Source organism: uncultured Aquimarina sp. (assembly GCF_947495315.1).
In the GTDB taxonomy this organism is placed as follows: Bacteria; Bacteroidota; Bacteroidia; order Flavobacteriales; family Flavobacteriaceae; genus Aquimarina.
Window position 1 is genome coordinate 147,723 of record NZ_CANLYD010000007.1, and the last position, 24,228, is coordinate 171,950.

General features: G+C 33.6%; 19 protein-coding genes. 6 read left to right on the forward strand and 13 right to left on the reverse strand.

Annotation, left to right across the window (positions count from 1 at the left end):
* Positions 1-70: 70 nt before the first annotated feature.
* Positions 71-265 (reverse strand): hypothetical protein, encoded by a 195-nt coding sequence (locus tag Q0910_RS14345; protein WP_299217907.1) that lies wholly within the window; start codon positions 263-265, stop codon positions 71-73.
* Positions 266-484: 219 nt separating this feature from the next.
* Positions 485-1,996, reverse strand: coding sequence for an XRE family transcriptional regulator (locus Q0910_RS14350; protein ID WP_299217909.1), 1,512 nt, complete (start codon positions 1,994-1,996; stop codon positions 485-487).
* An 89-nt stretch (positions 1,997-2,085) separates the two neighbouring features.
* Here Q0910_RS14350 and aceB point away from each other — a divergent pair, with 89 nt between their 5' ends.
* Positions 2,086-3,684, forward strand: coding sequence for a malate synthase A (aceB, locus tag Q0910_RS14355; protein WP_299217912.1), 1,599 nt, complete (start codon positions 2,086-2,088; stop codon positions 3,682-3,684).
* Positions 3,685-3,793: 109 nt separating this feature from the next.
* Here aceB and Q0910_RS14360 read toward each other — a convergent pair whose 3' ends face one another.
* The 9 genes from Q0910_RS14360 to Q0910_RS14400 all read right to left on the reverse strand — a co-directional run bounded on the left by Q0910_RS14360 (position 3,794) and on the right by Q0910_RS14400 (position 14,535).
* Positions 3,794-4,552: a M15 family metallopeptidase gene (locus Q0910_RS14360; RefSeq protein ID WP_299217914.1), complete on the reverse strand. Its 759-nt coding sequence runs from the start codon at positions 4,550-4,552 to the stop codon at positions 3,794-3,796.
* Positions 4,553-4,781: 229 nt separating this feature from the next.
* A complete protein-coding gene (locus Q0910_RS14365) occupies positions 4,782-6,503 on the reverse strand; it encodes an efflux RND transporter periplasmic adaptor subunit (protein ID WP_299217916.1) in 1,722 nt (573 codons plus the stop codon).
* A gap of 5 nt (positions 6,504-6,508) precedes the next feature.
* Positions 6,509-7,207, reverse strand: coding sequence for a PepSY domain-containing protein (locus tag Q0910_RS14370; protein ID WP_299217918.1), 699 nt, complete (start codon positions 7,205-7,207; stop codon positions 6,509-6,511).
* Positions 7,208-7,222: 15 nt separating this feature from the next.
* Positions 7,223-7,957 carry a heavy-metal-associated domain-containing protein gene (locus Q0910_RS14375; protein WP_299217920.1) on the reverse strand — a complete coding sequence of 245 codons (735 nt, stop codon included), beginning with the start codon at positions 7,955-7,957 and terminating at the stop codon, positions 7,223-7,225.
* Positions 7,954-8,517 carry a DUF3347 domain-containing protein gene (locus tag Q0910_RS14380; protein WP_299217922.1) on the reverse strand — a complete coding sequence of 188 codons (564 nt, stop codon included), beginning with the start codon at positions 8,515-8,517 and terminating at the stop codon, positions 7,954-7,956. Before Q0910_RS14380 ends, Q0910_RS14375 begins: the two co-directional genes overlap by 4 nt.
* A 39-nt stretch (positions 8,518-8,556) precedes the next feature.
* On the reverse strand, positions 8,557-9,870 hold the full coding sequence (locus tag Q0910_RS14385; RefSeq protein ID WP_299217924.1) for a TolC family protein: 1,314 nt from the start codon (positions 9,868-9,870) through the stop codon (positions 8,557-8,559).
* A gap of 8 nt (positions 9,871-9,878) precedes the next feature.
* The gene (locus Q0910_RS14390) at positions 9,879-10,226 is read right to left on the reverse strand and encodes a four helix bundle protein (RefSeq protein WP_299217926.1); all 348 of its coding nucleotides are present in this window, start codon (positions 10,224-10,226) and stop codon (positions 9,879-9,881) included.
* A gap of 35 nt (positions 10,227-10,261) precedes the next feature.
* Positions 10,262-13,948 (reverse strand): efflux RND transporter permease subunit, encoded by a 3,687-nt coding sequence (locus tag Q0910_RS14395; RefSeq protein WP_299217929.1) that lies wholly within the window; start codon positions 13,946-13,948, stop codon positions 10,262-10,264.
* A 122-nt stretch (positions 13,949-14,070) separates the two neighbouring features.
* A complete protein-coding gene (locus Q0910_RS14400; protein ID WP_299217931.1) occupies positions 14,071-14,535 on the reverse strand; it encodes a hypothetical protein in 465 nt (154 codons plus the stop codon).
* A 90-nt stretch (positions 14,536-14,625) separates the two neighbouring features.
* On the opposite strand from Q0910_RS14400, the gene Q0910_RS14405 reads away from it, so the two are divergent.
* Positions 14,626-15,081, forward strand: a complete 456-nt coding sequence (locus tag Q0910_RS14405; protein WP_299217933.1) for a GAF domain-containing protein — start codon at positions 14,626-14,628, stop codon at positions 15,079-15,081.
* Positions 15,082-15,096: 15 nt separating this feature from the next.
* On the opposite strand, the gene Q0910_RS14410 is transcribed toward Q0910_RS14405, so the two are convergent.
* Together Q0910_RS14410 and galK are read right to left on the reverse strand one after the other, a co-directional pair.
* The gene (locus tag Q0910_RS14410) at positions 15,097-16,140 is read right to left on the reverse strand and encodes a UDP-glucose--hexose-1-phosphate uridylyltransferase (RefSeq protein WP_299217935.1); all 1,044 of its coding nucleotides are present in this window, start codon (positions 16,138-16,140) and stop codon (positions 15,097-15,099) included.
* Entirely contained in the window at positions 16,124-17,281 is a 1,158-nt protein-coding gene (gene galK, locus Q0910_RS14415) for a galactokinase (protein WP_299217937.1), read from the reverse strand. Before galK ends, Q0910_RS14410 begins: the two co-directional genes overlap by 17 nt.
* A gap of 166 nt (positions 17,282-17,447) precedes the next feature.
* On the opposite strand from galK, the gene Q0910_RS14420 reads away from it, so the two are divergent.
* The 4 genes from Q0910_RS14420 (at position 17,448) to Q0910_RS14435 (ending at position 24,160) form a co-directional block, all read left to right on the forward strand.
* Positions 17,448-18,134: an NUDIX domain-containing protein gene (locus tag Q0910_RS14420; RefSeq protein WP_299217939.1), complete on the forward strand. Its 687-nt coding sequence runs from the start codon at positions 17,448-17,450 to the stop codon at positions 18,132-18,134.
* A 42-nt stretch (positions 18,135-18,176) separates the two neighbouring features.
* Positions 18,177-19,193 (forward strand): GntR family transcriptional regulator, encoded by a 1,017-nt coding sequence (locus Q0910_RS14425; protein WP_299217942.1) that lies wholly within the window; start codon positions 18,177-18,179, stop codon positions 19,191-19,193.
* Positions 19,194-19,477: 284 nt separating this feature from the next.
* Positions 19,478-22,549, forward strand: coding sequence for a TonB-dependent receptor (locus Q0910_RS14430; RefSeq protein ID WP_299217944.1), 3,072 nt, complete (start codon positions 19,478-19,480; stop codon positions 22,547-22,549).
* A gap of 21 nt (positions 22,550-22,570) precedes the next feature.
* Complete coding sequence (locus Q0910_RS14435) at positions 22,571-24,160, forward strand: RagB/SusD family nutrient uptake outer membrane protein (RefSeq protein WP_299217946.1); 1,590 nt, start codon at positions 22,571-22,573, stop codon at positions 24,158-24,160.
* The last annotated feature ends 68 nt before the right edge of the window (positions 24,161-24,228 follow it).

Consider the following 24,228-nt stretch of genomic DNA (forward strand, 5'->3'; position numbering starts at 1 on the left):
TAAATTTTATATTATTAACAGTAAAGATGCCTAGAAATCAGGCATCTTTACTTAAAGTTAGTTCAGTTGCTTACTGTTTCTCAGATTCTAACAGCTTTTCCCAACGTACACGTGCCTCCTGACAAGAATCAGCAGTAACAGTGTAACCACTACCTGATATAGTACAAGCAAAATCTTCTAATACTTCAGTTTCAACTCCTTCATTAGGACTTGTAAAACTCATCATGGTTCCGGCTACAAATAGCCCTAAAAATACTTTTTTCATGTTTAAAAAGTTTAAAAATTAATAAATAAATTATGTGAATTCACAGTGCCTATTTTTTAGGCATCTATATAGTAGTGTCGTTATAAATAAAAATGTTACCATAAAAATTTAACTATTTTTAAAAAAAATAAAAATAGTATAATTTCCCCAATCAAAAATATGGTTGAACCCTGTAAACAGTGAAATTTATTCTTACAAAAAAGTAGGATTCTTCGAGCACTAAGAATACTCCTTTACAATATCTGCTACTAATTGAGAAGTTCGTTTATATTTTTCTTTTGCTAATAATCGTTTTGGTGGTGCTTTTCTAACTTCGCAATCCATAATAGAACAGGACTCGCAAGTAACACCTACTTGTACCTTTGGTATTTTAGAATCATTTACAAAACTGATCTTTTTTTCCAGGGCTGATGAAATCAAAAATCCAATTCCAATACTACGATAATAATCCTTTCTAAACGGATCCTTGGTCGCTGATGTAAACACTAGGTACTGCTGATCTGTATCTGCGTAATCTGAAATCTGAATATCAAAAGAATACGGTATGTCTTCATTAGCAGTTCGCTGCAATGTTTTAATAGCCATCCACCTTCTGCAGTAATGTTCATTTATTTCATTGGCATGAGGCTGTTGCTGATGTGTGATATGTAATTCCTTTACCAAATTAAATTTCTCTACCCCTTTTTTATGCGTAAATCTAAGAAAGAATACATTTTGCATTCCAAAATCCTTTGGCAAAATATTAGTAAGGCGTTGATAAAAAGACTCTGGAGATGCATTATAAAACTTCATTATTTTATGAAAAGCTTTCTCAGAAAATCGTTTCGTACTAAAAAGATCCTTAAGATGTTCCTTTAAATGATTTCTTGGTATAATTAAAGCTCCTGCAAAATAAGAAGCATAAAAATTATGCAACACTTCTTCAAAATTATCATAGCGGATCCAAGTAAAAGTATAAGGTCTCTGTTTAGTTTCCATATACTGATACCCTAACTCCTTTGCATAAATAAAGGTTTTCTGAGGTTCGTCTACTCTATCCGACAACAACAGCGTTTTTGTTGTTGGAACAAATACAGATCTTAAATTATCAAGTTCTTCGTGATGGGGTATTCCAGCTGTATTTATAGTATACCCATATTCCTCAATCAAAATCTCTTCTAATTCTGCAGCAGTTATATTGCCTGACAAATCTAGTTGATAGGAGTTTGCAAAACGTATAGCAGTATCTTCAAGATCTTTGAAAAAGTTGTTATGTGCTTCCTGATACGATCTTAACGAAGCTAAATAGAACCCTTCTCTACTCATGTTGTAATGCTGAGCAATCTCTATAATCGTGCTAATAAATGCATTTACTTTTGAAGGTGCGTTAGCAATAATATCGATAAGATCACTTTGTTGTATCCCAAAGAGTTCCAGTGGGATTTCATCAAGGATTCCTGATTGCAAAATCTCACCAATTGGAGCTAGGTTTTTGTCTAATTTTAAAGAAACTAAACTATCATATGGAACCTCCAAGGTTTCTGCAAGCTTAATAATTTTATCTGTTTTAGGGTACTTTTTTCCTTTTTCTATCTCATTTAAATACGACTTAGACAACCCACTTAACTTAGATAGGCCAAAAAGAGACAAGTCTTTATCTGTACGTATCTGCTTGATTTTCAATCCAAAAATTAATCTAATATATTCTTCTGCTATTGCCATAAAGCCAAAAGTAGCGATTTCTGCGAACATTTTCAAAAACAAAAATATTACATTTAGCGAACGTTCGCTTGTTTTATAAAAAACTTTTTTTTAATATTGTTCACTCAAACGATATAGTTATGGAAACTCAAACAAACCTAAATCAGAAAATTAGCTTTACGAAAGAGGTGAAAAACTACCATCCAGAGATTCTTACGGATGGTGCTTTAGCTTTTCTCGAAGCGTTGCATAATCGTTTTGACGCAAGACGATTAACACTTTTAAGAAACAGAGAACAACAGCAACAGTTGTTTGATCTGGAAACCTATCCATCGTTTCCGGAAAACACTAAAGAGATTCGCAATAGCGAATGGTCAGCAGCTCCAATCCCTGCAGATCTTCAGGATCGTAGAGTGGAGATTACTGGCCCTGTCGACAGAAAAATGGTCATTAATGCATTAAATTCTGGTGCGAAAACATTCATGGCGGATTTCGAAGACAGTAACGCTCCTTTATGGGAGAACTGCCTGCAAGGACAAAAAAATCTTACGGATGCCGTCAATAAAACTATTTCGTTCTACAATCCTAAGAAGGATAAAACGTACCAACTTAATGAAGAAATAGCTACATTAATTGTACGCCCTAGGGGATTACACCTTAATGAAAAACACCTTTTAATTGAAGGCGAAGAGATCAGTGCTTCCTTATTTGATTTTGCATTGTATGCATTCCACAACAATGAACAATTAAAAGAAAATGGAACTGCTCCTTATTATTATATACCAAAATTAGAGCATTTTACAGAAGCCATATGGTGGAATGATGTGATCGATTTCTCTGAAGAGTATTTAGGCATGGAACATGCTACCATTAAAGTGACCGTATTAGTAGAAACCATTACTGCAAGTTTTCAATTAGACGAAATCATCTATGCATTAAAAGAGCATATCGTTGGTCTTAATTGTGGAAGATGGGATTATATATTTAGTTACATTAAAAAACTAAGAAACCATAAAGGATTTGTAGTTCCTGATCGTGATCAGGTAACAATGACCAGTCCTTTTATGGATGCATATAGTAAACGTGTAATCCAAAGATGTCATAAGCGAAACATTCTAGCTATAGGTGGTATGGCTGCTCAGATTCCTATTAAAGGAGATGAAGAGCGTAATAAACTTGCCTTTGCTAAAGTAAAAGCAGACAAAGAACGTGAAGTAAAGAATGGCCACGATGGTACTTGGGTAGCTCATCCGGGATTAGTACCATTAGCGATGCATGTTTTTGATATGCACATGCAAGAGCCTAATCAATTAGATGTAAAAAGAAATGATGTTGTAGTTACAGAGGAAGATCTTCTCGAAATCCCTCAAGGAACCATTACCGAAAATGGAATTCGAAAAAATATCAACGTCGGAATTCACTACATCGCCACTTGGTTAGGAGGAAATGGCGCGGTTGCCTTATATGATCTTATGGAAGATGCTGCAACTGCCGAAATTAGTAGAACTCAGATCTGGCAATGGCTTAAGAATGAAGTTAAAATGGATAATGGTTTAACACTTAATGAAAACATGTTTCATATGCTTTTTGAGGATGAACTAAAAACTATCGAGAAACAAGCTGGAAAACAACTTTTTGAAAGTGACAATTATCAGAATGCTGTACAGGTTTTCTATAACCTAGCCACTTCTGAGGAGTTTGAAGAATTTTTAACAACACAAGCATATAAATACTTATAAATAAATGCAGGAACAATTCTAATTTTTTCCGATTTTATAATTGTGCTCTTACAGCATTCGCAAATTGTGAATGCTGTTTTTTTTGTTATGAAGAGAGAGCTCTTAACTATTAACTACATTTCCATCTAAAATCAGAAATCTTAAATTTCTTATTTTTAAAATTGTAATGCCACCATTCTGTTCTTATAATAGAGAAACCGTGTTTTTCCATAATCTCTCTTAATAACTTACGATTAGCTATAACTTTTTCTGATAATTCTTTATAAGCATGATGTGCCTCTTTCCCAAAATGATCAAAATCCGTACCCATATCCAATTGATTGCCTTGTAAATCCGTAAGTGTAATATCTACTGCAGCACCTTTATTATGAATTGATCCTCCTTTTGGATCAGCCACATAACCAGGATTAGGAAAGATTTTCCACATTTTTTTCTGCACACTATAAGGACGGTAACAATCAAACAGTTTAATTCTATAACCTTTCTTCATGAAATCCTTATTGGCTTTAATCAATGCTTTTGCCACCACACCTCTCATATAACATCGCTCACAAGAATACACTTCTTTTTTTAGAAAATTATCTTTTGTAGCATATTTCATATCCAATACGAAATAGTTTGATAACTTTTCTATGTCTACAAATTCATCATCCTTTACCTCGTCTTGAGCAATTTTTTGATTATCATACCGATCCAAGGAGTCCTGCCATTTCTGCATGTGCTTTTCCACCCTTTCTGCGCGTAATTGAATAGCTTTAGATTTCTCTAACAAAGCCAACGTACTTGCACTAGTCATTGTAGTTACTGAAGTTTCCTTACAAGAAAAAAGTAAGGCTAAAAATGTAATAAAAAGTAGTTTTTTTACCATATCCCTTTCGTTTCTGATTACATTTATTAGAATAACTTAAGCATAATAAAAAGCATCCGCACGGTTTTTTTCTTTATAAAAAATACCATACAGCTCTAGCCATTGTAATCTATTAAAAAACGTAATCCAATATTTCCCTATATTAAAGATACGTTGTTTTGGATTACAATTGAAACAATAAGTTAATATTTTAACATTTATTATGTTAAAATAAGCTATGAAATAGACATCAACTTTTCTTTAAAGTATCAATTATGCTACCACAAGTAAGCATTTGATCTCCAAAATAAGGGTTTCTTATTTCTTCTTCCTTACTTAACCAAATAGCTCCTTTATTACTATCTGCCATAGGACATTTTTGGATATAAATTGTATCTGAAAGATTATCAAAATTTTTAATTAATGCTTCTAAGCTTTCATTGAGCATTACAAAATACTCCCGTTGATCTTTTAAATCTTCTTTATTGACCATTCCTTCTAAATTTTGAATAATCATATTAACATTATCTAATTCTATCTTTTGTAATTCAGAAGTATGCATAGCTTTTATTCCTCTTAGCATCTGTTCTGAAAATATGGAAGCATTATTAGCATCACTTGCTACCAAAGCATTTTTTAAAAGAAAGTATGCTGATAAGTTTGCTACAAATTCTTTTTGAAAACTATTAGGCAAATACATTTCACTAATTCTTTCTCCGTTATTACCCTTATCTGTTAAATTATTCCGCTTCATCATGGATTTTTTTCCTAGTAATTGAGCGGAAGCATCTACTGTAAAAGTTCCATTGGTTACGATTTCTTCTCCTTTTTTAAGCCCGTCAAGAATCAAATAAGAATCTCCTTTAGAATCACCAAGGGTTATTTCTCTCATCTCAAAAACGGGTTGATCAGATTGTGTCTTAACATACACAACAGAGCGTTCTCCAGTCCATAATATACTACTTTTAGGGATTAGAATAGTAGTATTCGATTCTGCATTATTAACCGAAATAATTCCCTCAACAAACATTCCTGGTTTAAAAATTGAATTACTATTTTTTAATACTGCTCTTGCAGTAATTGTTCTTGTAGCCGTATTCAAAATTGGATCTATAAATGAAATTGTTGCATCAAAATTTTCGTTAGGGTATGCATTTGTTTTGACTTTGATACTTTGCCCTTTCTTTATCAATCCAATTTGATTTTCGTAAACATCAAAAGAAGCCCAAACGGTACTTAAGTTTGTCATTCTATATAGTATCTGACCTCTATCAATGTGATTTCCTTCCTCTACCATTTTTTGAGAAACTACTCCTGAGACGTGAGAATATATTGTAAAAGTTTCTTTAATTTCTCCAGAAGATTCTATCTGATTGATCTGCTTTTCGGAAAGTTTTCTGAGTTTTAATTTATTTCTAACTGCTTTATACAATTCCGGTTGGTCTTTTTTAAGTTTTGCAGCGGTTAATAATTCTTGTTGCGCGGCAACTAACTCAGGTGAATAAATGATAGCAATAGCCTGTCCTTTATCTACCTGCTCTCCTACTGAATTTACAAAAAGTTTTTCTATACGACCAGAAAAATGAGTCACTTGAGCAGTATTAGCTTCTTCATTTTCTTTGATTTTACCAGAAAATTTTAACTCTTCAGAATTTACAATAGTTCCTCCTACAATAGAAGTTTGAATATTAGCTAAAGCAATAGCATTTTCAGTCATCTTAAACTGATCTGAACTTAGTCCATAATCATTAGTCTCAGCAGGAGTTAAATCCATACCACATATAGGACAATTTCCTGGTTCTGATTGCATAATCTGCGGATGCATAGAACAGGTCCATGTTTGATCAGAAACTTCCTCGCTGTGATCGTGTGCTCCTTCAGCTTCTTTGCCAGTGTTTCTTCCAAAAATAAAATATCCTATAAACAAACCTGTCAATAATGCTATACCGATATAAACAACGTTCTTCTTCATCTTACTTATCTTTTGAAAATTTTTCTAAGTGTTGGTGAGGAGATATACCAAAGCACAAAACCACTAAGCACCGTTATCAACCCTAGCAAGGAGAAAGCTCTTAATACAATCGTATTAAAGTCATCTCTTCCTTCATAATCCATAGTATGTGTCATCCATAAAAAATCAAACCACCTCCAAGATTGATGACGAACTTTCTGAAATGAACCATCTACCGCAGATATATATGCCTTTATATTTTCTGGGTGATCATAACTAATTACGTAAGCAGGCAATGATCTCCCTCTATATTCATGATGCTTTCCTACTTCTGTAATTAATTCAATAGATGCAACCTCTAAATTTTCAATCATATGTGCTGAAGCAACTTTTAGCGCCTCTTCGTTAGAAATTTCAGACTTTATCATCCCAGATCGGGCGTTTATCAGTACACTATCATTAACCCAATAATAAGGTTCATCTGCGATAGTTCTTAATTCCAAAGAAGAAATACTATATCCATATGAAATAGCATCTAATCGTAATAAATTGTTGTGGGCAATTGGTGTTACTTCTTTCTTAAATTGATCACCGTGTATTTCATCAATATCAGTCCAGCTGAAATACAACCCACTAATAGTCCACATCAGAAATTGTATACCCAAAAATATACCTAAGTATCGATGCGCTTTTCTTATGACTACTGCCGTTTTTCTTTTAACCATTATTGTATATTTTTCTTAAGAATATATCTTTATAAACATCCATATTGCCATTACTAACATGATTGTATTCTCTATAAAAGTAGCCTTGGTCATTGGTAATTTTAAGGCTGTTCCTAAACAAGCACATCGAATGCTTTTTTTATCAACCAGTACTTTGGTAACACCGATGGTTGTTATTCCTAAAACCAGGATAGTTACACCTAATGCAATATTAATCTTAAAACGCATTAAGAACATAAGCCCTAATCCTACTTCGATAAAAGGATACACCCAACCATAAGTTGGCAATATTTTTGCCAAAGGATCATACATCCTGAAGGATTCCGGAAAGCCTTTTAGGTCGAGAAATTTAAAAAAGCTAAATACGACGTAAAATAACCCCATAAAATCCAGCATAAAATCATCAATACGCCAAGGATTATAATTAAGCAAAACCGAAGCAATTGTGATATATCCAAAAATCAAGAACAGTGGATATAATTGTTGTAATTCGCTTTTCTCTTTAGTTAGATGATCACCAATTACAGATAGATTGTCATTATCACGTTCTTTTTCTGTAATTATGTATTTATCGGGCACTGCTTTTTTGAAAACTTCAATGTTCAACTGTTTTTTAGACACGACAACGGCTTCTTTGTTTTCAAGATTCACTGTAGCACTTGTAACTTCAGGAATCGCATTCATTATATTTTCTACACCGGATCTACATCCTTCGCAGGTCATGCCTTCTATATGATATTTCTTTTTCATTTTATCGTTTGATTCACACTACCACATTTCAACATTTTATTTCCATAATAAGGATTACGAACTTCTTTAGAGTCAGATAACCAATATCCTCCGTTACCTTCGAAAGCCATCGGACAGAACTGCTTATATACTTCTCCAGAAGTAATATCGGCGGCACTAATCAGTTTCTCAGTTTCTGCAGTAAGAGTAACGAAAAAATCTCTTTGTTTTTTCACCTCTTTAGTAAGTGAAATTAACTTTGCAGTAGCCTTTAATTGTTTAGTTTCTTCAGCATCTTTAAGAAAGTCATCCAGTTTTTTCGCTTCCTGTCGTACTACCTCATAATTAGAGTTTACCAATCCTCTTTTTATCATTAAATATTGATTATATATTTTATCAATATTTTCATCCGTAAAAACTACTTCACTTCTGGAATCTGTAATATTGAGATCTACATCACTTGTACTGATAGCTTCTTCTTGTGCTGGAACCAGTTTTACTGGCTCCTTTTTATCTTTCCCGCAAGATACTATTGATAGGGTTATGACAGCGACTGTGATTTTTAAAACTATTTTATTCATTTTTTTAATTTTTGTAGGGTTATACTTTTTTAATACTTGTTAACGTAGGTAATTAAGAACAGCCGTTTGCAAAAAATAATTTGCTATAGCTTGGATTTTTTTATTTTCAAAAGCCAATAACATTTGCTGAATATCCAATATCTCTTCAAAATCTAATTGAGCTGTTTGGTATTCAGATAATAGTATCTTCTCTGCTTGCTTTGCTTGTTCTATATTTTTTTGTTGCGTATTATAATTAATACGAGCGGTAATCCTATTATTTATTGCCTCCTCCATCAGGTTTTCCAGATTATTCTGAGAAGCTTCTCTTTTCTGAAACACCTCTTCTTTCTGAAGTTCATATTGTTTAGAACGTGATTTATGTTTTTTAGAAAAAAGTGGTACCGAAACGGAAACCATAGGCATAATAATATCTTTACCGTTATCAGAAAAACTTACATTAGGACGTTCCTGAACAATTACATAATCCAATCCTAAACCTATAGATGGCAGAGATTCTTTGGCATTGACATTCTCTTTTTTTTCCAGTAGATCATTTAGATAGTCATACGTAATTAATTCTGGATGATAGGTGATGTCATCCAACATCATGGTTGGCTCTTCTTCGGGAATAAATAAATTATCAGGAACAACTAAAGGATCAAAACCATCTCTATGTAATAATTGATTCAAAGCTGTTTCTGCAGTAAGAATTTCTCCTTTTAGAATTTCCTTTTGATTCTCAAGATTGTTTTTTGCGATATTCAATTTTAAAACATCTACAGTAGAAGCTCTATTGTTTTCTACTTCCTTAAGCGCAATCTCAATATATGTATCTAATAAAGTATCTTGTTCATCCAATACATTCTGACTGGCTTTAAGCTCATATAGTCTGTAATACTTTTGCTCAACTTGTAAAGTGATTTTTCTTTTTGCAATTTCTAATTTATTTTTATGCACATCACTTTCTGTGGACGCCGTTTCTTTTCTTGCTTTTATAGTACCAAACCATGGGATGTCCTGTTGCGCCGAAAATCTAGCTTTTTGCGCACCTGTTCTAGTTTCTGGTTCACTGATGAAATATCCTGTACCGATCTTAGTGTTAGGCAAGCTTCTTGCTTCATTTACTTTTTCGATACTAGCATCTAATCCATTCTGAAAAGCTTTGAGCTCTGGATTGTTTTCATTTGCCTCCTTTATGTATTCCTGAAGTGTTTGTCCGCTTATAAAGTGAAAAACTAAAAGTGAAAAACTAAAAGTTATTAGTTTCTTTAACCTAAAAGTAAAAAGTGAAAAGTGAAAAGTCATTAATTCTTTAAGTGTAAAAACTAATAACAAAAAGCCTTTACGGATATATATTAGATATGTATTCATTTTTGCTATTATTTGTTTTTTGTTGTCTTAATTGTACTTACTAACATTGCTACCAACTCTTTATTCAATGAATGAATTGGCTTATATATCTCAACTTCAATTAATTCAGTATCTTTCATCAAATCCAACCAGTAAACAGATTCATTTGCCTCTTTGAGCGCAATACTCATTTTGTGTGCAAAGTCTTTTTTACTCTCTGCAAATTCTGCTTCTCTTATAAGTGCACCAATAGCGGTACCACTTCTCAACAATTGTTTGCTTAATACAAACTCTTTCTCCATAACCAATTTCTGACACACCTTAACGATATGGATAGAAAATTTATAACTCTTATCTCTTAAAATACTCTTAGTCATATATTTTTAGTTTTTCACTTTTCACTTTCCTCTTTTCACTTTTCATTTTCCGCTTTCCTAAATAAAATTTCTTCTCTCCAACTAAATAGTACAGGTACTACAAACAAGGTGATCAATGCTATTAGCATTCCCCCAAAACTGGGTATCGCCATTGGTATCATAATATCACTTCCTCTTCCGGTTGATGTTAATATTGGCAGTAGTGCCAGAATTGTAGTTGCTGTAGTCATTAGACAAGGTCGTATTCTTTTTTCGCCTGCTTCTACTATAGAGGTTCTGATTTCTTTTAATGTTTTTGGCTTATTTCTTTTAAAAGTTTGCATCAAATAGGTAGCCATAACGACTCCATCATCTGTGGCAATCCCGAATAAGGCTATGAATCCCACCCAAACGGCTACACTTAAGTTGATTGTATGCATTTGGAACAAATCTCTCAAATTCTCACCAAAGACATTAATATTTAAAAACCAATCTTGTCCATACAACCAAATCATCAAAAACCCACCGGCAAAAGCTACTGCAATTCCTGTAAAAACCATAAGGGATGTGGTCACTGATTTAAACTGAAAATACAATATCAGAAAAATAATAAGTAAGGCCAAAGGAACCACCAATGAGAGTGTTTTCTCAGCTCGCATTTGATTCTCATAGGTGCCGGTAAATTGATAATTGATTCCTTTTGGAACTGTTATTTCTCCAGCATCTATTTTCTCTTTAATCAATTTCTGGGCATTTTCTACTACATTAACTTCTGCATAATCATCTAATTTATCAAACAACACATACCCTACAAGAAATGTATCCTCACTTTTTATCACTTGTGGTCCTTGTTCGTATCTAATTGTTACCAATTCACTTAGAGGAATTGGATTTCCTTGTGCTACAGGAATATAAATATTCTTGATAGCATCTGGATTAGAACGCAACTCACGAGGATATCGCACTCTAATACCATAACGTTCCCTGCCCTCAACCGTTTCAGTAAGCGTCATTCCTCCTAGAGCTACTTCCAGTATTTGTTGCACTTTTTCGATAGAAACTCCATAACGTGCGATACGATCACGATTTATATCAATCAACAAATAAGGTTTCCCTACAATTCTATCGGCAAAAACAGCTTCATCCTTAACTCCCTCTACTTGCTTTAAAACACCTTCTAATTGTATACCGAAAGCTTCAATAGACGCCAAATCTTGTCCTTTTACCTTGATACCCATTGGAGCTCTCATTCCTGTTTGAAGCATGATTAACCTTGTCTCAATAGGTTGTAACTTTGGAGCAGAGGTTACTCCTGGAAGTCTGGTCACTTTTACAATTTCTTTCCAGATATCATCTGGTGATTTGATATGAGAACGCCAATTTCTATAATATTCTCCATCTTCATCAGGAATTAATTGATTTTTCCTAGCTTTTGCATTAGAAACAAAACCTCCATCCTTCAACTCGAATAATCCATTATCGTTCGTCTTAAAACGTTGACGTTCGCCTTGCTCATTTAAAATATATTCTGGCTTATAAAGAATGATATTTTCATACATGGATAATGGAGCAGGATCCAGTGCAGATTCTGTTCTTCCTGCTTTACCGACAACAGTTTCTACTTCCGGAATTGTAGCTACAGCCATATCTAACTGCTGCAATACTCTTTTATTTTCCTCAACTCCAGCATGCGGCAGCGAAGTAGGCATCAATAGAAAAGAACCCTCGTTAAGGGATGGCATAAATTCCTTTCCTGTATTTTGGAAAATAAATACACCACAAATTACTATTCCTATCGGTAATGACATAAATAATAATTTATGATCAAGTGCCCAGTTTAGAATGACAACATAATATCTTCGGAATAAAGAAAATATCCCTAACAATCCAAAACATATACATCCTACAAAGATCAAGTTCCAGAAAATACTTTTATCAACTCCTAAAGGTCTCCAATACTCTGCCAGCAGAAAAACAATAGTTATCGCGGAGATTATAATATGAATTAGATGTACTTTCTTCACAGAAAGTTTATTGGTAAGTTGTAAAATTCTGGAAGTACCAAATGCGATAAGAATAAGACCTAATAAAATACCAAAAGAAATTGCTGTCACTCCAGCTACAATCAGTGCAATATTGATTGTATAACTTATCGTTTTTTTAATAGATCGTTTTCTAAATAAATATGCAGCAAAAGGAGGTATTAAAAACAAGGCTATAATAATAGATGCTGTTAATGCCATAGTTTTAGTAAATGCTAATGGACGAAAAAGTTTTCCTTCTGCTCCTATCATCCTGAAAACCGGAACAAAACTTATAATAGTCGTTAAAACAGCTGTTAGAATAGCTCCAGAAACCTCGGTGGTAGCATTATAAACCACAATATTAACGGGCAACTCTTCATCGTTTTCATCAAGATGTCGTATGATGTTTTCTGAAAGTATAACACCTACATCTACCATAGTACCGATAGCAATGGCAATACCGGATAGCGCTACTATATTAGCATCTACTTCAAACATTTTCATGGCTATAAAAACCATCAAAACTGCTACTGGTAATAATCCAGAAATTAAAATAGATGCTCGAAGATTGAAAACCATAATAATAATCACTAAAACAGTAATCAATATCTCTAGAGTTAACGCTTCGTTTAGCGTTCCTAAGGTTTCCTTAATCAATTCAGTTCTGTCATAAAAAGGAACTATCGTTAACTGAGAAGTACGACCATCCTTAAGAATTTTAGAAGGTAATCCTGAACTTAACTCATTGATTTTATCCTTTACATTGGCAATCACTTCCATCGGGTTTGCTCCATATCGAGCTACTACTACTCCACCTACAACCTCAGCTCCTTCTTTATCTAGAATTCCACGTCTGGCTGCTGGTCCCAGAGAGACTTTTGCAATATCTTTTATCCTTATGGCGGTATACTCTTCGGCACCTACAGTGGCATTTTCTATATCAGCAATAGATTTAATATATCCTAAACCACGAATCAAATATTCTGCCTGATTAATCTCCAGAGTTTGAGCTCCGATATCACGATTGCTCTCTTTTACCGCTTTTACAACATGATGCAACCCAATACCGTATTGCTTCATTAATTCAGGGTTTACATCTACCTGGTATTCCTGGACATATCCTCCAATCGATGCCACTTCGGAAACTCCATTGGCTGAGGATAAAGCATATTTAACGTAATAATCCTGAATACTTCTTAGCTCATGCAGATCCCAACCACCGGTTACTTTTCCTTGGTCATCTCGTCCTTCTAACGTATACCAGAATATTTGACCTAAGCCTGTAGCATCAGGACCTAATGATGGAGTTACTCCATTAGGTAGCAATCCATTGGGTAATGAATTTAGTTTCTCTAGAATACGGCTACGACTCCAATAGAATTCTACATCTTCCTCAAAAATGATATAAATACTAGAAAACCCAAACATAGAAGAACTACGAATAGTTTTTACTCCAGGAACTCCTAATAATAAGGTAGTAAGCGGGTAGGTAATTTGATCTTCAATATCTTGTGGTGATCTTCCTGACCATTTCGTAAAGACAATCTGCTGATTTTCTCCAATATCAGGAATTGCATCAACCGCTACCGGATGATTCGGCAAAAAAAACAGATCTGATTTAAAAGGCGAATGGATAAGACCCCAACCTATTAAAATAAGTAGTAATAAAACTGCTATGAATTTGTTTTCGATTAAAAATTTAATGCTTTTATTGAGCATATATAGTAAGATTTAGTCAACTATTAATTGAAATCAGTTGTATTCTTTCTAATAGAAACAACATCTGTTTGACACAAATAACCATAAAGATTACTCTTGCCAATCAAGAATAATAAACTAAATCAAATTAAAAAAGTCTCGTGCAGAATGAGAATATCTGTGACCCGTTCGGGCGGAGAATATTCTTTAGAAACCAAATGCTTTTCTTCTGGTAGAGAAAATAGATTTATATAAGAATTTAAGTATGATACAATGAATACTTGTTGAGAAAAATCTATTTGATCAAAAGAAACTTTAAGCTCATCCTGTCCTTCCAGAACAATTATCTCGTCTTTACAGCAAGATTTTTTCTTCATTTGTATGTTTTGATCATCAGAATGACCCATCATTTTCATCCCACAATCTTTGGCTTTAGAAAACACCGCAACATCAACCAAGAAACGTCCACAGTAATGCTTTTCTACGGTAAACGAAAACGTAGAAAGTAATACCAGGCAAGCTAATAATGTTGATGTTATTTTCTGAAAATCCTTTTTCATGTAAAAGCAAAAATACGTAATATTTATAGAATCGTTATTTTTTTGCATTTTCCTTAGAAATTTTTAACAAAACAATACCATTCTAAAAAACCCACACTTTTAAATATTTTAAATACTTTTGCCGGAAAATTGTAAGGAATGCTATTTGAAGATTTAAAACCTAAGGTTGTTAACATCCTTAAAAATGAAGACAACCCTGTAACTGATAGATTACATAAAATTTGTCAATTGCTTAATGATACTATTGAATACTACGATTGGGTTGGTTTTTATTTCAAAAATGGTGATAAAGAAGAGCTAAAACTAAGAACATACGTTGGTGAGGAAACTGATCATATTATTATACCATTTGGGAAAGGGATTTGTGGTCAGGTAGCAGTTTCTAATGAGAACTTCATAGTTCCTGATGTTCAGGCTCAGGACAATTATATTGCTTGTAGTTTTACTGTTAAATCCGAAATTGTTATTCCGTTATTTAAAGATGGAGAGAATATCGGACAAATAGATATTGATTCTGAAACTCCTGATCCGTTTACAGAAAAAGATGAAAGATTTCTGGAATTTGTTAACCAAGAGGTTGCTAAAATCTTATAATTTTAGCAGAATCATTTATAACTGCAAAGAATAATGCTCTATTGGCTGCTCTCTAATTGTCTTAGCCGCTTGCTCAGCAGTAACATCCCTCTGGGGATTTGCAAACATTTCATAACCTACCATAAATTTCTTTATACTCGATGATCTAAGTAATGGAGGATAAAATGCCATATGCATCTGCCATTCTTCATGGTTTAAGCCATCTGTTGGAGCCTGATGTATTCCTGCCGAATAAGGAAATGAGGTTTTAAAAATGTTATCATATTTTGTAGTTAATTGTTTTATGATTTCTGCAAAACTGACTACTTCTTCCTTCGTTAATTGGTCTATGCGCTGAATATTTCTTTTGGGTATAATCATAGTTTCATAGGGCCAAATTGCCCAATATGGAACCAATGCTACAAAATGATTGTTTTCTATTAAAATTCTTTCTTCCTGCTCTAACTCTTGCTCTAAATATGACAACAAAAGTGATTTTTTATGTGTATCCCAATATTCTTTTTGCCGTATTGTTTTCTTTTTAACCTCTTCTGGTATCGATTTTTGAGCCCATATTTGTCCGTGAGGATGTGGGTTACTACATCCCATAATTGCTCCTTTATTCTCAAATATTTGCACGTAATTTATATCCTTCATATTTCCCAAAACACTAAATTCGTGCTTCCAAAGTTCAATTACTGATGCTATTTCCTCTACTTTCATTATAGGAAGTGTCAACCCATGATTAGGTGAAAAACAAACTACTTTACATATACCTATTTCTGTTTCTGCCCGAAGTAACCCTACCTCAAATTTTTCATTAGGAATCTCAGACAATAGTGCTGAAAAATCATTAATAAATGAAAATGGTTTTTGATAATTGGGATTGATATCACCACTAGCTCTTGTATTTCCAGGACATAAATAACAGTCTTCATCATAGGATATATTAGAAAACTTGGAATGTTCTTCTGTTTTTCCTTGCCATGGCCTTTTGGTTCTATGAGGTGATACCAAGACCCATTCTCCCGTCAAGATATTAAATCTTCTATGCGGATTTTGATTAATGTTTTGTTCCATTAGCTCGTATTATAGTTCCCTGACTCGGAACAGTTACAAAAGAGGTTAACTCGATATTAAATTCTTTTCTATATGCTTTTTTGACATTTAGACAATAGTCATCAACACTATCAGAATGTATTAGATTAATAGTACATCCTCCAAAACCACCACCCATCATCCTACAACCAACGATCTGATTATAATCTTCAGAAAAATCTACTAAAAAATCTAATTCAGGGCAACTCACCTCGTACAAATGCTGTAATCCTCTATGAGACTGATACATTAATTCTCCAAAACCTTGTACATCTTCTTTTTCTAGTAATTCTGAAGCCTGAAGCACTCGATTATTTTCTTCAATTATATAATAAGCTCTCCGATAAAGGACATCAGTAAGTTCATCTCTAAATTCATCTAGCATACTTTTAGTTACTTCTCTAAGAGATTTGACTTTATTATATTTTTTAGAAATAATTTCTTTTACCTTCTCACATTCATCTCTACGGGTATTATATTCACTAGATGCTAGATTATGTGAGACGTTTGTATTGAGCAATAAAACTTTATAAGGTTCAAAATTAGCATCGATTAGTCGATAATATTTTGATTTACAATCCAGAAGAATTACTTTCTTATCCTCACTCATCACAGATGCGAATTGATCCATGATCCCACACTTAGTTCCAACATAGTTATGCTCTGCACGTTGTGAAAGCTCGACAAGTTCTATTTTAGAGAGGTTAAGATTAAAAAGTTCATTAAGTCCATAAGCTAAGCCACATTCTAAGGCGGCAGAAGAACTAATTCCAGCGCCAATAGGTAATTGACTATCAATAATGCAATTAAAACCTTTTACTTCCTGCGAAATTTTAGAGATTTCACTAAGTACTCCTAATATATAATTTTCCCATTCTTCTTTACTTGGTTCTAGTTCAGATAGATTTACATCAAGCATTTTATCATAAGTTGAACTATAAATTTTGCACACATGCTCAGAATCATTTTTCTGAAAAGAGAATACTATTTTTTTATCTATGGCAGTAGGTAAAACAAATCCATTATTATAATCAGTATGCTCCCCAATAAAGTTAATTCTTCCTGGAGAATGAACAATCAATTCTGACTTAAAGCCTTTTACAAAACTCTTATTTATTGCCATTTTTTCAATATAATTTGATAAATAGGACTGAAACAAATACCTATTTTAATTCTGAAAACCAAACAAATATAATAAATGTATTTTTTACATTTATTATTAATGCTGTATTTTTTACTAATTTGCATCTAAATCCATTTCGGGAAAATCAAACCTGTTAACTGATAGCATGAACTCATACCAAGAAAAAGATAAATTTTATGTTGCCGTTGATTGTATCATTTTTGGGTTTGAAGACGGAAAACTAAAGTTGTTAGTTTTTAATCGAAAAATAAACCCTTTTAAAGATTCATTATCTCTTATCGGAAGTTTTGTGAAAATCGGAGAGAGTGTTTCTGAAGCCTCAAAAAGGGTTCTAAAAGAATCTACTGGTATTCAAAATGTATATATGAAAGAGCTAAAAACATATAGTTCTGTAGATAGAGACCCAGGATTCCGTTGTGTATCAATTGCCCAATATGCCTTAATACGCATTAATGAATATATAAAAAATACAGTTAAAGAAAACCAAGCAGCATGGTTTGACATAGATACAATTCCCAATTTAATTCTAGATCATAATCTTATGGTATCCGATGCTCTACAAAGAATTGAAGAAATTGCAAGATATAAACCTATCGGTTTTGAACTTTTACCAGAAAAGTTTACTATCCCCCAACTACAAGCATTGTACGAGGCTATTTATAGAAAACCATTAGACCCTAGAAATTTTCGAAAAAAAATACTTTCTTTTGATGTAATTATCAAACTTGAAGAAAAAGACAAAAGTGGTTCTAAAAAAGGCGCTTATCTATATAAATTTGACCGTATCAAATATCAAAGACTACAAGAATCGGGATATAATTTTGAAATCTAGTATTTAAGCTTAAATTTATAGACTTTAGAACTCACAATTACTATGTCATCGTTACTTCAGAAAATATACGACCTTCAGGATATAAATACACTATCGAAGCACGAACAAATTGTTAACGGGATTATAAGTGCAATTGACTCTGGAGTTTTAAAAGTAGGAGACAAATTACCTTCTATTAATGAAATGGTAGCAGAAGTAGGATATGCCAGAAAAACTTTTGTGAAAGCATATACCGAATTAAAAGAACGCGGACTCGTAGAATCCAAAAATCTTAAGGGATATTATATCATTAGTGAAGAAACTAATGTAAAATTAAAGGTGGCATTAATTTTATTTGCATTCCATAGTTTTCAGGAAGATTTTTACAATACTTTTAGAAAGGAGCTTGGTAAAAAATACCATATTGATATTTTCTTTCACCACAATAATCTTACTTTACTTAAGACAGTAATAGATAATATATCACGTAAATATGGCATGTATGTTATAGCGCCAATTCAGGAAAAAGAAGTTTCATCAATGATGAAACAAATACCGTCTGACCGATTATTAATTGTAGACCGGTATTTAAAAATGCCCAAAGATTATTCCTATATTTCTCAAGAATTTGAGGAAGTAACATATCAAAAACTAGTGGAGCTTACTACCCAAATAAAAAAATACAAAAGGTTTGTATTATTCTTTAAGAAATACTCTGATTTCCCTCCAGGAATTCTACATGCTTTTAATCGTTACATATCGGATTACGATATTAATGGCGAAGTAGTAGATAGTTATGAACCTAATACATTGACAAAAAGTACGGCATACTTTTCTATTAGTGACACGCAACTTTGGAAGGTTCTAAAAGATGCCCGAAAAATGGAATATCGAATTGGATCGGATATAGGTATTCTGGCTCATGATGATAATATTATAAAAGAGATTGCTTTTGGTGGTATAACGACAATTTCTACTGATTTCACATATATTGCAAAAAAAGCAGCTCATTTTGTTAAAGAAGGAAAACCTATTCAAGAAATTGTTCCTACTTATCTCCGACAGCGTAATTCTCTATAGACTTTTTCTCTTTTAGACGCTACAAGCCGATATCGTTCGTCTACATTACTCTTGTTTTTCCCACACAAAACTTGGTCATTTATTTATTGACAACAAAAAGGTGTTATCACAAATTCTTATTTATTTGATTGATTAATTACATATATTTCAAAAAATTGTGATTTTATTTTTTGATATCAAAATAAATATTTTACTTTTGTGAAGTAGCATAGAGTATCATAGCATAATTAAATACTCTCATCTAACTTCAACTCAGAAAAAAACTATTAACAAACACAAATCATATGAAGCGAAAAATATTTAATCGTGTCATGATGTTACTCATTGGCCTAACAACCATCCTGGCTAGCGCACAACAAACTGTTTTGGGAACAGTAAATGAACCGAATGGCCCCTTGCCCGGAGTTAACATCTTAGTAAAAGGGACTGATAATGGTACCACTACAGATTTCGATGGTAGGTATACCCTAAATAATGTAGCCGATAATGCCATTTTAATATTTAGTTATGTAGGTTTTATAACTGCGGAAATACCGACAAATGGTCGAACTACTATAGATATAACACTTGAGGAAGATGCTGCAGCATTAGATGAAATAGTTATTGTAGGATATGGTTCACAATCTAAGAGAGATGTTACCGGTGCTATATCCCAGATCAAGTCTGAAGACATTGCACAAGTCGTTACAGCAAACCCAACCTCAGCCTTACAAGGTAAGCTTGCAGGAGTTCAGGTTGAAACAGCAGGTGGTGCGCCTGGTAGCCCTGCAAATGTTTTTGTACGTGGGGTAAGTTCTTTAACTAATTCCTTCCCCCTATACGTAGTTGACGGTGCTATTTCTGATAATATAAATTTCTTAAATGCAAAAGACATTGTAAATCTTCAAGTATTAAAAGATGCAACATCTGCAGCAATTTATGGTTCTCGTGCTGCAAATGGAGTGATTATAGTTACTACCAATAGAGGTAAACAAAACTCTTCTCCTACCGTAAATATCGACATACGAAGTGGAGTTAACACGCAGCCTAGAAAACTTGATTTACTTAACGGTTCCGAGTATATCGCGTTTCTTAACCAACGTAGAATTAACGATGGTCTTGCTGGAAACATACCTGATCCAGGAATCGACACAGATTTTCAAGATTTAAGCATAAACTCAGGCACAATTCAAGATTTTGGATTTAATATATCTGGTGGTGGTGAAAACTCAAAATACTTTTTTAGTGCGAATTATTATGATGAAGAAGGATTATTAATCAGTGAAGAATTCAACCGTAAAAATATACGTCTAAATAGTGAATTTAAAATAGGAAAGCTTAAAATCCAGGAATCTTTCGGGTTTTCTGAAAACCGCTTTACACGTAATAATGCTTTTGGAAATCAAGGAGGTACTGTTCCTATTATTCGTCCTTTTGCTCCTGAAAATGAAGGGGGATTTGAAGCTATTAGTGATCCTGTTTTCGGAATTGGAGGGACTAATAAATTTGCAAACGCACAATTAGTTAATGATCAGAATATAGAACGTAATTTTCTAGGAAACATGAATTTTTCTTATGAAATTATTGAAGGGCTTACTGCTAAACTAAATGTAGGAACCGAATACACTAATTTTTATAGAAATACATTTCAACCCACATTCTTTCAAAGTAATATAGATAGTGAAGTAAATGATAATCCCCTCAATGATCTTACTGAAGTTAGAGGAGAACGCTATGCTACAAATGTCGAGCCTACTCTTAATTATAAAAAAAGTCTTGGAGAACATAATTTTGATGTTCTTATAGGGAGTGCTCGACAGGACATTACTACAAACACAATTGCAATTTATGCGGAAGGGCTTCCTAGTAATAATATAACCAATATAGCACAGTTTACTGATAATATTATAAACTCAGGTGGAGGACGTTTTGATAATAAACTTTTCTCAACTTTTGGACGTGTAAACTATAATTACAAACAAAAATATTTGTTTACTGCTATCGTACGTCGTGATAAGACCTCTCTTTTTGCAGATGGATTTAATACAGGTACATTCCCTTCTTTCTCTGCTGGATGGGTCATTAGTGATGAAGGCTTCTTTAATCAAGACGGACTCTTTAATTCACTTAAACTTAGAGCTGGATATGGAGAACTAGGATCTCAAAATGTGGATCCTTTTTCAAATCAATCCGTAGTAGAACCTAATTCTCCGATCACGGTTGGAGGTGCTTCCGGACAAATTCCGGGATTTGCTATTACAAGTTTAGTAGATCCCACCTTAAGTTTTGAAACATCAAAAACTATCAATTTTGGTGTAGACACTTCATTATTAGACAATAATTTAAAACTAAGCTTAGATTATTTTAATAGAGATAATGAAGATGTTATCCAAGCTGTAGCAATTCCAGATTCTAATGGATCTGTAAACCCAGTATTTCAAAATGCTTCATCTATTAATAATAAAGGTTTTGAATTTGAAGCAGCTTATAGCTATGACAAAGGTGGTGATTTGACCTTTAATGTAGGTTTTAATATTTCTGCCATCCAAAATGAATTAACAGATTCTCCAAACCCAATTGTAGGTCCTTCATATAATGAAGAAGGATTAAGAGCAAATCGTTTTGAGGTTGGACAACCTTTAGGATTTTTCTTTGGGTTTAGGACAGATGGAATCTATAATGACCAAGCAGAAATAGACAACGATCCTTTTCTCGCTAATGACCCGGACCGCAGGGCATTGCTACAACCAGGGGATTTTAGAAGAGTAGACATTAATAATGACGGTAGAATAAATGACGAAGATCAAACCTCTTTGGGTGATCCAACACCAGATTTCACATATGGTATTAACCTGTCTGTAAATTATAAAAATTGGGATCTTGGAGCCTTCTTTAATGGAGTTCAAGGAAACGAAATTTACAATGTTACCAAATTCTTTGGGTATTTCTTCTTGGATGATAACAAATTTGGAATTGTAAGAGATGCGTATACTCCTGAGAACCCAAATACTAATCTTCCTCGCGTAACAACACAAGACACTGCCGGAAACCAGCTTCCATCAGATTTCTTTGTAGAAGATGGTTCTTTTTTCCGTCTGAAAACCCTCGAAATAGGATATAACTTTAATGATTTTATAGGAAAAGAATGGGTATCTAATGCTAGAGTATTTGCTAATATTCAGAATGTATTTACTATTACAAATTATTCTGGATACGACCCCGAAATAGGATCCAACAATAGTGGATTAGGAACTAATCGTGGTTTCTTTGGTTTTACACCATTAACTAGTGCTGATTCTGTTTTTGACAGAGGACTTGATGTAAGGGCGCAACCTAGGCCTCGTACCTTTATGATTGGGATACAAATGTCATTTTAAAAACACACAAAAGAATACGATATGAAAACAATTAAAAAACTATTTCCTTTTATAACGTTATTACTTTTTGTAGTAATATATTATAGTTGTAACGAAGAAGACCTTAACATTTCAAACCCAAATAATGTAGCAGAACCTGAATTCTTCCAAACGGAAAATGACTTTAGACTTGCTGTAAATGGGATGTACCATCCTTTAACTGCTGTTTTATTTTGGGGACGAGTTATCCATACCGGTGCTATGTTGCGATCAGATGCCTTTAACGTAATACCGTTCCAACAAAATACAACTATGTCTACTTTAGAAGGACAGCCAGGCATCTCTAGATGGGCGGTAGACTTGTACCCTCAATTATATCAATCTATCGCTAGAGCTAATAAAATTATTGAAGAAGATGCAGAAAATGGTGTGCTATCAGGAGAAGTTCAAAATGAAATTTTAGGACAAGCACATTTTCAACGTGCATTCTGTAATTGGTATTTATTAAATCTCTTTGGAACTGCTCCACTTGTTATGCAAACACCTGACACGCAAAACCCGGAAGAATTTTTTCCTTCTAACGCAACACCGGCAATGTTTAATGAAGCAATCATCGCAGACCTTACTGAAGCAGTCAACAGACTTCCGCAATCTTGGGGAGCAAATGATGTAGGACGTCCTACCAGAGGAGCAGCACTTGCATTACGGGGAAAAACCTATTTATATATGGAAGACTGGGCAAATGCAGTTACGGACTTTACAGAAGTAACTACACTAGGATATTCTTTACTTCCTTCTGAGAATTATGGGAATAATTTTTCGTCTAACTCTTCTGTAGAAAATAATTCAGAATCTGTATACGAACTTCAATATGTAGAACAAGATAATTTTGTTTGGGGAGCAGATTCACCACTTACAGGATCGCAATCCAATTGGTACATTGATTACTCTCCTCCACATGTAAGTTTAGATCAAGGACATGTTATAAATCCACATATTCTTCAAGTTTTTGAAGATAATGGAGATACGGTAAGAAGAAATGTAACCATTGCCTTTGATTATCCTGGAGCTACTGGATATGGAGGAGCTCCGTTTATAGAGGATTTCGCTCCAAGCATCGAAATCGCAGAAAGGCGAGGAGTTCCTGCTCTATTTTCCAGGAAATACGCAGGTTTAGATGAAGGCTTATCTAGCGCAGAAATTCCTGGTTTTGGACATACATTAGGAACTAACTGGAGAATCATACGATATGCTGATGTATTATTAATGCTAGCCGAAGCTCTTAATGAAAATGGCGCCACGCCAAATGCCATACCATTTATCAATCAAGTTAGAGAACGCGCACAGATTTCGCTATTACCTAATACATTGTCCAAAGAAGAAGTAGAGCAAGCTATTATAGATGAACGGATTATGGAATTAACCGGCGAAGGGCATCGTTTTTTCGATTTAGTACGTTGGGAATTAGCAGATGATATATTAGGCCCTGGTTCTACTGTAGCAGGAGGTCGTCATCCTAAATCTCTTGCAGGACCAGCAGCTGTATTTACTACTGGACAAGATGAACTTTTATGGATTCCATTACCAGAATTACAAGCCAATCCTAACTTAGATCAAAATGATGGATACTAAACGTATAGTATAAGTAATTGTTTGATTGTAATATTTAGTTGTTTTAGTCAACCAAGCAAACTCAGGGG

Bases quoted from the DNA above. Each gene is read 5' to 3' on its own strand.
- Q0910_RS14345 (WP_299217907.1), bottom strand. From the start codon at position 265: ATGAAAAAAGTATTTTTAGGGCTATTTGTAGCCGGAACCATGATGAGT.
- Q0910_RS14350 (WP_299217909.1), bottom strand. From the start codon at position 1,996: ATGTTCGCAGAAATCGCTACTTTTGGCTTTATGGCAATAGCAGAAGAA.
- aceB (WP_299217912.1), top strand. From the start codon at position 2,086: ATGGAAACTCAAACAAACCTAAATCAGAAAATTAGCTTTACGAAAGAG.
- Q0910_RS14360 (WP_299217914.1), bottom strand. From the start codon at position 4,552: ATGGTAAAAAAACTACTTTTTATTACATTTTTAGCCTTACTTTTTTCT.
- Q0910_RS14365 (WP_299217916.1), bottom strand. From the start codon at position 6,503: ATGAAGAAGAACGTTGTTTATATCGGTATAGCATTATTGACAGGTTTG.
- Q0910_RS14370 (WP_299217918.1), bottom strand. From the start codon at position 7,207: ATGGTTAAAAGAAAAACGGCAGTAGTCATAAGAAAAGCGCATCGATAC.
- Q0910_RS14375 (WP_299217920.1), bottom strand. From the start codon at position 7,957: ATGAAAAAGAAATATCATATAGAAGGCATGACCTGCGAAGGATGTAGA.
- Q0910_RS14380 (WP_299217922.1), bottom strand. From the start codon at position 8,517: ATGAATAAAATAGTTTTAAAAATCACAGTCGCTGTCATAACCCTATCA.
- Q0910_RS14385 (WP_299217924.1), bottom strand. From the start codon at position 9,870: ATGAATACATATCTAATATATATCCGTAAAGGCTTTTTGTTATTAGTT.
- Q0910_RS14390 (WP_299217926.1), bottom strand. From the start codon at position 10,226: ATGACTAAGAGTATTTTAAGAGATAAGAGTTATAAATTTTCTATCCAT.
- Q0910_RS14395 (WP_299217929.1), bottom strand. From the start codon at position 13,948: ATGCTCAATAAAAGCATTAAATTTTTAATCGAAAACAAATTCATAGCA.
- Q0910_RS14400 (WP_299217931.1), bottom strand. From the start codon at position 14,535: ATGCAAAAAAATAACGATTCTATAAATATTACGTATTTTTGCTTTTAC.
- Q0910_RS14405 (WP_299217933.1), top strand. From the start codon at position 14,626: ATGCTATTTGAAGATTTAAAACCTAAGGTTGTTAACATCCTTAAAAAT.
- Q0910_RS14410 (WP_299217935.1), bottom strand. From the start codon at position 16,140: ATGGAACAAAACATTAATCAAAATCCGCATAGAAGATTTAATATCTTG.
- galK (WP_299217937.1), bottom strand. From the start codon at position 17,281: ATGGCAATAAATAAGAGTTTTGTAAAAGGCTTTAAGTCAGAATTGATT.
- Q0910_RS14420 (WP_299217939.1), top strand. From the start codon at position 17,448: ATGAACTCATACCAAGAAAAAGATAAATTTTATGTTGCCGTTGATTGT.
- Q0910_RS14425 (WP_299217942.1), top strand. From the start codon at position 18,177: ATGTCATCGTTACTTCAGAAAATATACGACCTTCAGGATATAAATACA.
- Q0910_RS14430 (WP_299217944.1), top strand. From the start codon at position 19,478: ATGAAGCGAAAAATATTTAATCGTGTCATGATGTTACTCATTGGCCTA.
- Q0910_RS14435 (WP_299217946.1), top strand. From the start codon at position 22,571: ATGAAAACAATTAAAAAACTATTTCCTTTTATAACGTTATTACTTTTT.